Source organism: Phenylobacterium sp., assembly GCF_036263695.1.
In the GTDB taxonomy this organism is placed as follows: Bacteria; Pseudomonadota; Alphaproteobacteria; order Caulobacterales; family Caulobacteraceae; genus Phenylobacterium.
In genome coordinates this window covers 1-9,999 of the sequence record NZ_DATAGM010000068.1, presented here as the reverse complement: position 1 = coordinate 9,999, position 9,999 = coordinate 1, and the positions used below count along the sequence as shown (strand labels likewise).

Here is a 9,999-nt window from a genome sequence, read left to right as displayed (position 1 = left end):
GTCTCATCTTGGTCGTCCTTCAGTTTAGGTCAGCCGGCCGGCCCCATCGGCGGGCGTCGAAACGGTTCACTGGACCAGGGACCCCGGCGAACGCGGTTGTGGATTAGCCACGCGCCCCCACAGCCTCAATCCGCACAATTGCTGCACGGCTCTGCACTTCCGCAGAACGGCCGTCGCGCGAGGCCGCGCCATCGGCCGCCTTGCAACGGCGCGGGCGGCGGGCGATATCGGCTAGCAAGGGCGCATCTCCCACGCCCGCGAATTTCGAGAAAAGGCCGGCCACATGCGTGACCCCATGTCCATGCTCAACCTCGTGCCGATGGTCGTCGAGCAGACGAGCCGCGGCGAGCGCGCCTACGACATCTTCTCCCGCCTGCTGAAGGAGCGGGTGATCATGCTCTCAGGGCCCGTCGAGGACGGCATGGCCGCGCTGATCACCTCGCAGCTCCTCTACCTGGAGAGCGAGAACCCCAAGCGCGAAATCCAGATGTACATCAACTCGCCCGGCGGGATCGTCACCTCCGGCCTGGCGATCTTCGACACCATGCAATACATCCGCAGCCCGGTGGCGACCTTCTGCGTCGGCATGGCCGCGTCGATGGGCTCGTTCCTGCTGATGGCCGGCGAGCCGGGCATGCGGGTGTCGCTGCCAAACTCGCGGATCATGGTGCACCAGCCGTCGGGCGGCTACTCGGGTAAGGCCTCGGACATCCAGCGCCACGCCGAGGATATCGTGAAGACCAAGCGCCGGCTGAACGAGATCTACGCCAAGCACACCGGCCGCACCTACGAGGAGGTCGAGGAGACCCTCGACCGCGACTTCTTCATGACCGCGGAGGAAGCCAAGGCCTGGGGCCTGGTCGACCACGTCATCGAGAAGCGCGACGACGCCCCGGCGGCCTGACGCGTCTTAAGTGGCTGAGCCCGGCCACGTCCTGGTGGTCGGCGGCACCGGCATGCTGGCCGCCGCCGCCGACGCCCTGGCTGAGGAGGGCTGGCGCGTCAGCCACATCGCCCGCCACGCCTCTTCGTTTGCGCAGGGGCGGACGGGGCAGGCGGGGTTCGACGCCGACTACCACGACGCTGAAGCCTTCCGCCGCGCGCTGGAGGCGGCGCTGGCCTGGGGCGGTCCCCCGGGCCGGGGAATCGCCTGGTTCCGTACGCTCAAGCTCGAGACGCCGCGGCTGATGGCGCAGGCGCTGGGCGCGCCCGGCCGGCCCGCGCGCCTTTTCCAGGTGCTCGGCAGCCGCACGGCCCATCCCGACCACCCCGACCGCCTGCCGCGCGCCGCGGCCACCGCCGAGGGGCTGCCCAACTGCATCCTTCGTCAGGTGGTCCTTGGCTTCCGGGTCGACCCCGGCGGCGTTCGGGCCAACACCAACGAAGAGATCAGCTCGGGCGTGCTGGAGGCGATCGCCGCCGACCGGCCGCTGAGCGTCGTCGGGCAGGTGGATCCCTGGCCGTTGGAGCGGTGACCTAGCGAGTCAGCGCGCGAGTTGCGCGGCTGCAGCGAGCAGGGCTGTACGGCCCGCGAGGCCGGTCACGTCAAAGCGCTCCCAGCCGCCGTCAGGACCGCGAACATCCGCGAACAGGCCCGTAGGATCCTCGTGGAAATGCAGGAAGGACTTGGACCTCCGGTAGAAGACGCCGCGCGACTTCTCCTTCAGACCGGGCAGCGCGCGCAGGGCCTCGAGCAAGGCGCTTAGCTCGTCCAGGGCGGCGGGGCCGGCATGCCTCATGCCGGGAGCCTATCCGCAGATCAGTGTTTCCCGAAGCGGCTGTCGAGCGCCGAGAGCAGCTGGCGGCGGCCCACGTCGGAGCCGACCTCGAAGCGGTCGAACTCGTGCCCGTGCGGCCAGCGCAGGTCGGCGTAGCAGGCCTCGCCGTCCTCCATGAACCGTAGGAACAGGCGGCTTTCGGCGTAGAAGGCGCCGGGCGCCTTCTCCTCCAGTTGCGGGCGGCGCCGCAGCTCGTCGATCAGCGGCTCCAGCTTCCTGAGCGTGTCGGGTCTTGCCTCATGCATGCCGCAACAACGCTACAGGCGCGGATATTGTTCTGGCCGCGCGAGGTAGTAGGCCGCCGCCGCCGTCCCGGCCTGCGCCTCGACGCAGGCGTTGTAGACCCGGCCCTCGAAGCCGCCGCGTTCGGCCCGCTTGGCCAGCCGCTTCGCCTCCACGTCCGCCAGGCTGGCGCCGCCGGCCTGCGCCAGGGCGATGACCACCTCCAGCACGTCGGCCAGCTCCTCCACCAGCGAATCGGCGTCGGCCGAGGCCGCCTCGGCGGCTTCCTCGACCAGCTTGCGCCTCAGCTCGGCCAGGTATTCCGCATCGTCCAAGACGCGTTCGAAGACCTGCAGGCCCTGTCGGCGCATGATCTGCGGCAGGCCGTCCCGGATCAGCTTCTCGACTCTGAACCTCAGCACCTCAGTCATGGCCGCCCCTTGAAGACCCGATAGCCCTTGATGTCGGCGATGTGCAGCATCTCGGTGTCCCCGCTGGAGTCGCCATAGGCCGCCGCCAGACGGATGTTGGGGCCGAAAGCCTGGCGCAGGCGGCGCACCTTCTCCATGCCGCGGTTGTTCTCGCCCATCAGCGCCCCGGCAAGGCGGCCCTCCACGTCGAATTCCAGCTCGGTGCCGAGCAGCAGGTCCGCCCCCAGTTGGTCGGCGAAGGGGGCGACGAGGATGGTCGGCGAGGCGGTGACGATCACCCTCGTGGCGCCCTTGCGCCGCCAATCTTCCCACGTGGCCAGAGCGTCCGGGCGGAACAGGCGCGGCCCCTCGGCCTGCGCGAAGGCCCGCGCCTCGGCCGCCAGCTCCTCCCTGCTCACCCCGGACAGGAACTGGCGCACCGCGTGGGCCTTGATGCGGCCGCGGTCCCCGTGGAAGAGGTAGCTCAGAAGATTCGGAGCCAGCATGGCGAGCGCGACGGCGTAGCCGCCATGCCCCGCCCGCCAGCGCAGAAAGGCCGTGAAACTGTCCTTGACCGTGAGCGTACCGTCGAAGTCGAAGGCCGCCACGGGCGCGTCGCCGGAAGCTGCTGGAGGCATACGCTGTTCGTCGAGCGTCAAGACTTCACCCTGTGTCCCTTAGCCGCCGCGGGGTGTCCCGCAACTGGACTTGTTCCAGAACGGAGCGCGTCCCATCTATCGGTGTGCAACGATGCGTCGCCGAAGCCCACCCGACACGATTTGTCGCTGCGGTGCAGGAAGGGTTGTGATCCGTGGGCGGATCGGGGAATGTCAAGGATTAGACAACCGGCGGCGCCTATCCTGCATTGATGGCGTGAGCGCCCCCGGGCGGGACGCTGTCGGACCGGTGTCCGACGGAGTCTAGGAAGTGAGAAGCGAACGATGACCAAGGCCGCGAGCGGGGACTCCAAGAGCACGCTGTACTGCTCGTTCTGCGGAAAGAGCCAGCACGAGGTGAGGAAGCTCATCGCGGGCCCGACGGTGTTCATCTGCGATGAGTGCGTCGAGCTGTGCATGGACATCATCCGCGAGGAGCACAAGATCTCCTTCGTGAAGTCCAAGGACGGCGTGCCCACGCCCCGCGAAATCCGCGAGGTGCTGGACGACTACGTCATCGGACAGGACCATGCGAAGAAGGTCCTCTCGGTCGCGGTGCACAACCACTACAAGCGGCTGAACCACGCCTCGAAGAACAACGACGTCGAGCTCGGCAAGGCCAACATCCTGCTGATCGGCCCGACCGGCACGGGCAAGACGCTGCTGGCCCAGACGCTGGCGCGGATCATCGACGTGCCGTTCACCGTCGCCGACGCGACGACGCTGACCGAAGCCGGGTACGTCGGCGAGGACGTCGAGAACATCATCCTGAAGCTGCTGCAGGCGGCCGACTACAACGTCGAGCGGGCCCAGCGCGGCATCGTCTACATCGACGAAGTCGACAAGATCAGCCGCAAGTCGGACAACCCTTCGATCACCCGGGACGTGTCGGGCGAGGGTGTTCAGCAGGCCCTGCTGAAGATCATGGAAGGCACCGTCGCCTCCGTGCCGCCGCAGGGCGGGCGCAAGCATCCACAGCAGGAGTTCCTGCAGGTCGACACGACCAACATCCTGTTCATCTGCGGCGGCGCCTTCGCCGGCCTCGAGAAGATCATCTCGGCGCGCGGGCAGGGGACCTCGATCGGCTTCGGCGCCAAGGTCGCCGACCCCGACGACCGTCGTACCGGAGAGATCTTCCGCAAGGTGGAGCCGGACGACCTGCTGCGTTTCGGCCTGATCCCGGAATTCATCGGCCGTCTGCCGGTGATCGCCACCTTGGACGACCTCGACGAGGCCGCCCTGGTGAAGATCCTGACCGAGCCGAAGAACGCCTTCGTCAAGCAGTACCAGCGGCTGTTCGACATGGAGAACGTCGGCCTGACGTTCACAGACGACGCCCTCAACGCCGTCGCCCGTAAGGCGATCGCGCGCAAGACCGGCGCCCGGGGCCTGCGCTCGATCCTCGAAGGGATCCTGCTCGACACCATGTACGAGCTGCCCAGCTACGACGGGGTCGAGGAAGTGGTGGTCAACGCCGAGGTGGTGGAAGGCCGGGCCAAGCCCCTGGTCATCTACGCCGAGCGGCGGGACAAGGGCGGCGCGGCCTAACCGCCGGCGCTTCGATCGGAATGGAGAAGCCCGGCCTCACGGCCGGGCTTTTTCATTGCTAAGCTGGCCGGATGCACCCGGAGCACGCCCGCCTTCTCGAGGAGATCCGCAAGGCCGGCCGCCCGCCGACCCTGCCGCCGCCGGGGAACGACTCTTTCGGCAGCAGCGGGCGTATCAGCTACATCGTGTCCGTCCCCCAGCGCCGGGCGATCGCCAAGGCCTGGGCGCAGGGGCGGCGCCGGACCGAGCCCGCCGAGGCGCTCGCCGTGGTGGAGAGCCTGCTGACCGGCGAAAGCTTCGAGGAGCGGACCCTCGCCACCTTCCTGCTGGCCTACCACGCGCCCGCCCGGCGGGCGGTGCGGCCGCAGCAGGTGGAGCGCTGGCTCGGGCAGCTGAACGGCTGGGCCGAGGTGGACGGGCTGTGCCAGAGCCTGTTTCCCGCCGACCAGCTGCTGGCGGACTGGCCGGCGTGGCGATCGACGCTGGAGCGGCTGGCGGGCGAGAACGATCCCAACAAGCGGCGCGCCTCGCTCGTCCTGCTCACAGGGCCCGTGAAGGGCGATGAGGACGAGCGGCTGAAGGCCGCGGCGTTCGAGAACGTGGAGCGTCTCCAGGGCGAGCGCGACCCGCTGATCACCAAGGCGCTCTCCTGGCTGCTCCGGGCGCTTTGCCACCGTCACGGCCCGGCCGTGGCGGACTACCTGGCGCGCCGCGCAGGCGAGCTGCCGGCGATCGCGGTGCGGGAGACGCGCACCAAGCTGGCGACAGGGGTGAAGACCCCGAGGCGGCCGCGGGAGCGCGTCTGAGGCTGCGGCGGCTTAGTGCATGTCATTGTCGGCCACGAACGACTGGAGATCGTCGGGCGAGACACCCTCGGCCGCCGCCACCAGGTTCAGCGCCCGGACGAGCTCGACGTTGGCCTGGATCTCCCTGAGCGTCGCCTGCAGGCGGGCGCGGGCGCGCAGGGTGTCGCTCAACAGCCGGTCGAGGTCCGCCGCCCGGCGGGCGCCGTCCTCGCTCATGCCCAGACTTCGGAGGGTTTCGAAGAGCCTGTTGGCCTCGGCGAGATGGCTTCGCGCACGCCGATAGGCAGCGTGCGCCGCGCCGTACGCGCCGATCAGATCTCCCCAGCCCAAACCATCCCCCAGACGCCGATGCCAACACACTTACGGCATGAGCGGCCTGCGAACCTCGGGACGGGGGCTGGAGTTCCACCGAAGCGCTGCCTTGACGCGAAAAAACTTCATAAATGCGGCCACTTCGCCCCGCGGGGGTTGCACGAGGCCTCGTCTCCCGCGGGAGGGGAGCTCGTTCAGCTTCGAGTCATGTTGGAGCGCCGATGCTCGCAGAGTCGGGGATCAGACAGTTTGGGAGGGGTCCCAGTTGATTCACCGACGTAGTCCCGGCGCCGTGAACATCGCCGCCTATACTCCCGTAAAGTCGGACGAGGCGGCCCGGCTGCGGCCCCTGGAGCCGGCCGTGGTGCACGACCTGTTCAAGCGGCAGCTGCTGGATCACATCCCGCGCCTGCGCGCCTTCGCGCTCAGCCTGACCCATAACGCCGAGGAGGCGGACGACCTGGTCCAAGACGTGCTGCTGCGGGCCTGGCGGGCCCGCGAGAGCTTCGAGGTGGGCACCAATCTCCACGCCTGGTTGTTCCGGATCCTGCGCAACACCTTCTACAACGACGCGGTCGTGAAGCGGCGCGCGGTGCAGGACGTCGACGGGGCCCTGGCCGCCAAGCTGCCGACCGCGCCCAACCAGGAATGGCGGGTGCGCTGGAGCGAGATGCTCGAGGCGCTGCAGCAGCTGAAGCCGCAGGCGCGCGAAGCGCTGTTGCTGATCGCCGCCGCCGGCCTGAGCTACGAGGAGGCCGCCCAGATCTGCGGCTGCCCGGTGGGCACCATCAAGAGCCGCGTCAAACGCGCCCGGGCCCACCTGGCCGAGCGGATCGGTTTCGAGCTGCCGCTGCCGACGGACGCGCCGGCCGGCGCCGACCGGCGATGCGCGTGACTTCCCGGGCAGGGCCCTTGAACAGCGTCAAGATCGCCCTAGATCATGGGGCGTGAACCCGGCGCCCCAAATTCAGGCGACGACTTCATGCCCCCGAAAGCTCTCGAACAGGCGATCTGCGAGCTGGTTATCCACATGGGGCGCATCGTCGCGCAAGGTTCTTGCTCAGCTTGAACAAGGCCGCAAACGGTCCACATAAATGCCGTATCAGACGCCCTCCGACGGGCGGACGGATCGCCCGACTCAGGCACATCGTTTGAGTTACCGCGGTCCGTCGGTCGGCGCCGATCAAAGCCGCGTCGGCCAGGAGTAATGCATCATGTCCGAGATCAAGACCCTGCCCATCCTGCCCCTGCGGGATATCGTCGTGTTCCCGCATCAGCCGGTTCCGCTGTTCGTGGGGCGCGAGAAGAGCGTGCGCGCGCTGGAAGAAGCGATGCGCATCGAGGGCAAGCAGATCCTCCTGGCCACCCAGAAGGATAAGGACGACGACGATCCCAAGCCCGACGCCATCTACGACGTCGGCGTGGTCGCCACCGTCCTGCAGCTGCTGAAGCTGCCCGACGGCACCGTGAAGGTGCTGGTGGAAGGGCAGGCCCGCGCCGGCATCACGAAATTCACCCGCCAGACCGACTACTATGAAGCCGAGATCGCCCTCGTCACCGAGGACGGCGCCGGCACGCCCGAGGCCGAGGCCCTGAGCCGGGCGGTCATCGAGCAGTTCGAGAACTACGTGAAGCTGAACAAGAAGGTGCCGCCCGAGGCGCTGGCCGCCATGCCGCAGGTCGAAAGCCCCGGCGAGCTGGCCGACCGGGTGGCCTCGCACCTGTCGGTGAAGATCGCCGACAAGCAGCAGCTCCTGGAAATCTTCAACGTCGTCAAGCGCCTGGAGAAGGTCTACGCCCTGATGGAGGGCGAGATCTCGGTCATGCAGACCGAGAAGAAGATCCGCAACCGCGTCAAGCGGCAGATGGAGAAGACCCAGCGCGAGTACTATCTGAACGAGCAGATGAAGGCCATCCAGCGCGAGCTGGGCGAGCATGACGACGCGCGCGACGAGCTGATCGAGCTCGAGAAGCGGATCAAGAAGACCAAGCTGTCCAAGGAAGCCCGCGCCAAGGCCGAGGCGGAGCTGAAGAAGCTGCGCAACATGAGCCCGATGAGCGCGGAATCGACCGTCGTCCGGAACTACCTGGACTGGCTGCTGTCGATCCCCTGGGGCAAGGCCAAGCAGAAGCCCATCGACCTGCAGAAGGCCGAGGAGATCCTCGACGAGGACCACTACGGCCTCGAGAAGGTCAAGGAGCGGATCCTGGAGTACCTGGCCGTGCAGTCTCGGGTCGGCACCCTGAAGGGCCCGATCCTGTGCCTGGTCGGCCCTCCGGGCGTCGGCAAGACCTCGCTCGGCCGCTCGATCGCCAAGGCCACCGGCCGTGAGTTCGTCCGGGTCTCCCTGGGCGGCGTGCGCGACGAGGCCGAGATCCGCGGCCACAGGCGGACCTACATCGGCTCCATGCCCGGCAAGATCATCCAGTCGATGAAGAAGGCCAAGACGACCAACGCCTTCTTCCTGCTGGACGAGATCGACAAGATGGGTTCGGACTGGCGGGGCGACCCCTCGTCGGCCCTGCTCGAGGTGCTGGACCCGTCGCAGAACTCGACCTTCGCCGACCACTACCTGGAGGTGGACTACGACCTGTCGCCGGTGATGTTCGTCACCACGGCCAACAGCCTGAACATGCCCCAGCCGCTGCTGGACCGCATGGAGATCATCCGCATTCCCGGCTACACCGAGGATGAGAAGGTCGAAATCGCCAAGCGGCACATCCTGGCCAAGCTGACCAAGGACCACGGGCTGAAGCCGGAAGAGTTCATCGTTCCGGACAGCACGATCCGCGACCTGATCCGCTACTACACCCGCGAAGCCGGGGTGCGGAACCTCGAGCGGGAGCTGGGTAACCTGGCCCGTAAGACCGTGCGCGACCTGGCCCGCGAGAACCTCGCCTCGATCACCATCGACGAGGAGCGGCTGGGCAAGTACGCCGGGGTCAAGAAGTACCGCTACGGCGAGATGGATCTGGAAGATCAGGTCGGCATCATCACAGGCCTGGCCTACACCGACTTCGGGGGCGACATCCTGACCATCGAAGCGGTCAAGATGCCGGGCAAGGGCCGGATGACGGTCACGGGCAACCTGAAGGACGTGATGAAGGAGTCGATCTCCGCCGCCGCGTCCTACGTCCGCTCTCGCGCCACCCGGTTCGGCATCGAGCCGCCGGTGTTCGAGAAGACCGACATCCACGTGCACGTTCCCGAAGGGGCGACCCCCAAGGACGGCCCGTCGGCCGGCGTGGCGATGACCACGGCGATCGTCTCGGTGCTGACCGGCAACCCGATCCGCAAGGACATCGCCATGACCGGCGAGGTCACCCTGCGCGGCCGGGTGCTGGCCATCGGCGGCCTGAAGGAGAAGCTGCTCGCGGCGCTCCGCTCGGGCGTAAAGACGGTGCTGATCCCCTCGGAGAACGAGAAGGATCTCGCCGACATTCCCGCCAACGTGAAGGACGCCCTGGAGATCATCCCGGTCTCCACCGTCGATGAGGTGCTGGTCCGGGCTTTGACCCGTCCACTGACGCCCATCGAGTGGAACGAGGCGGACCATCCGGCCCCGGTCAACGTCGAGACGGACGGCGACGACGTCGAGGCGGTGATCACCCACTGATCGGGCCGCGGCTCGAAAAGTTGAGCGGCGCGGGACCATCCCGCGCCGCTTTCTTTTTGACCCCCCTGCATAGGCAGCGCTTAATTCGCGCGCTCCGGACCGCTTCGGCGGACCGGCGGCCGGGGGGCTCGGCCGATAAGGGAGGCGAAGATGACCAAGGGCGAACTCGTCGCCGCGATGGCCGAAGAGGCCGGCATCAGCAAGGCGGAGGCCAAGCTGGCCCTGGAAGCCTTCATCACCTCGGTGGTCGGGACCCTGAAGAAGGGTGACGAGGTGCGGCTGCTGGGTTTCGGCAGCTTCACGCCCGTGCGCCGCCCGGCCGGCGCCGCGCGCAATCCGCGCACCGGCGAGACGGTCCACACCGCCGCCTCGGCCACCGCCCGCTTCCGGGCCGGCGACAGCCTGAAGAGCGCGCTCAACGGCCACGGCTAGGCCGCGCAAACGGACTCTCCAAACCGGCCGCCCCGCGCTAAGAAGCCGGCGACGGGCGGCTAGCTCAGCTGGTCAGAGCACCTGGTTTACACCCAGGGGGTCGGGGGTTCGAACCCCTCGCCGCCCACCATCTCTCCGGCCACCCAGCCTGTCCGTTGAACTGCGGTCGGGCTTGGGCGATAGTCGGCGGGGGAGGGGCTCGGCGCGAGGTGATGATG

At 68.0% G+C, this 9,999-nt stretch carries 12 protein-coding genes and 1 tRNA gene; 8 read left to right on the top strand and 5 right to left on the bottom strand.

Annotated elements, in window-relative coordinates; all coding sequences use genetic code 11:
- Nucleotides 1-283: 283 nt before the first annotated feature.
- Both VHK87_RS02620 and VHK87_RS02615 read left to right on the top strand, forming a co-directional pair.
- Nucleotides 284-904 (top strand): ATP-dependent Clp protease proteolytic subunit, encoded by a 621-nt coding sequence (locus VHK87_RS02620; RefSeq protein WP_329633341.1) that lies wholly within the window; start codon nt 284-286, stop codon nt 902-904.
- Between the two features lie 10 nt (nt 905-914).
- Nucleotides 915-1,475 (top strand): hypothetical protein, encoded by a 561-nt coding sequence (locus VHK87_RS02615; protein WP_329633340.1) that lies wholly within the window; start codon nt 915-917, stop codon nt 1,473-1,475.
- Nucleotides 1,476-1,484: 9 nt separating this feature from the next.
- Here VHK87_RS02615 and VHK87_RS02610 read toward each other — a convergent pair whose 3' ends face one another.
- From VHK87_RS02610 to VHK87_RS02595, 4 genes are all read right to left on the bottom strand, one after another.
- The gene (locus tag VHK87_RS02610) at nt 1,485-1,697 is read right to left on the bottom strand and encodes a hypothetical protein (RefSeq protein WP_329633339.1); all 213 of its coding nucleotides are present in this window, start codon (nt 1,695-1,697) and stop codon (nt 1,485-1,487) included.
- 62 nt (nt 1,698-1,759) lie between these two features.
- Nucleotides 1,760-2,023, bottom strand: a complete 264-nt coding sequence (locus tag VHK87_RS02605; RefSeq protein ID WP_329633338.1) for a hypothetical protein — start codon at nt 2,021-2,023, stop codon at nt 1,760-1,762.
- Nucleotides 2,024-2,035: 12 nt separating this feature from the next.
- Nucleotides 2,036-2,431, bottom strand: a complete 396-nt coding sequence (locus VHK87_RS02600) for a nucleoside triphosphate pyrophosphohydrolase (RefSeq protein WP_329633337.1) — start codon at nt 2,429-2,431, stop codon at nt 2,036-2,038.
- Nucleotides 2,428-3,048, bottom strand: coding sequence for an HAD-IB family hydrolase (locus tag VHK87_RS02595; protein WP_414694099.1), 621 nt, complete (start codon nt 3,046-3,048; stop codon nt 2,428-2,430). Before VHK87_RS02595 ends, VHK87_RS02600 begins: the two co-directional genes overlap by 4 nt.
- 303 nt (nt 3,049-3,351) lie before the next feature.
- Between VHK87_RS02595 and clpX the strand changes: the two genes are divergently transcribed.
- Both clpX and VHK87_RS02585 read left to right on the top strand, forming a co-directional pair.
- Complete coding sequence (clpX, locus tag VHK87_RS02590; RefSeq protein ID WP_329633335.1) at nt 3,352-4,614, top strand: ATP-dependent Clp protease ATP-binding subunit ClpX; 1,263 nt, start codon at nt 3,352-3,354, stop codon at nt 4,612-4,614.
- Between the two features lie 71 nt (nt 4,615-4,685).
- Nucleotides 4,686-5,420 carry a DNA alkylation repair protein gene (locus tag VHK87_RS02585; RefSeq protein WP_329633334.1) on the top strand — a complete coding sequence of 245 codons (735 nt, stop codon included), beginning with the start codon at nt 4,686-4,688 and terminating at the stop codon, nt 5,418-5,420.
- Between the two features lie 12 nt (nt 5,421-5,432).
- Here VHK87_RS02585 and VHK87_RS02580 read toward each other — a convergent pair whose 3' ends face one another.
- Nucleotides 5,433-5,636, bottom strand: a complete 204-nt coding sequence (locus tag VHK87_RS02580; protein ID WP_329633333.1) for a hypothetical protein — start codon at nt 5,634-5,636, stop codon at nt 5,433-5,435.
- Between the two features lie 361 nt (nt 5,637-5,997).
- On the opposite strand from VHK87_RS02580, the gene VHK87_RS02575 reads away from it, so the two are divergent.
- The 4 genes from VHK87_RS02575 (at nt 5,998) to VHK87_RS02560 (ending at nt 9,911) form a co-directional block, all read left to right on the top strand.
- Nucleotides 5,998-6,627 (top strand): sigma-70 family RNA polymerase sigma factor, encoded by a 630-nt coding sequence (locus VHK87_RS02575; protein WP_329633332.1) that lies wholly within the window; start codon nt 5,998-6,000, stop codon nt 6,625-6,627.
- 319 nt (nt 6,628-6,946) lie between these two features.
- Nucleotides 6,947-9,349, top strand: coding sequence for an endopeptidase La (gene lon / locus VHK87_RS02570; protein ID WP_329633331.1), 2,403 nt, complete (start codon nt 6,947-6,949; stop codon nt 9,347-9,349).
- Between the two features lie 135 nt (nt 9,350-9,484).
- Nucleotides 9,485-9,781, top strand: a complete 297-nt coding sequence (locus tag VHK87_RS02565; protein ID WP_329633342.1) for an HU family DNA-binding protein — start codon at nt 9,485-9,487, stop codon at nt 9,779-9,781.
- Nucleotides 9,782-9,834: 53 nt separating this feature from the next.
- A tRNA-Val gene (locus VHK87_RS02560) sits at nt 9,835-9,911 on the top strand.
- Nucleotides 9,912-9,999: the final 88 nt, after the last annotated feature.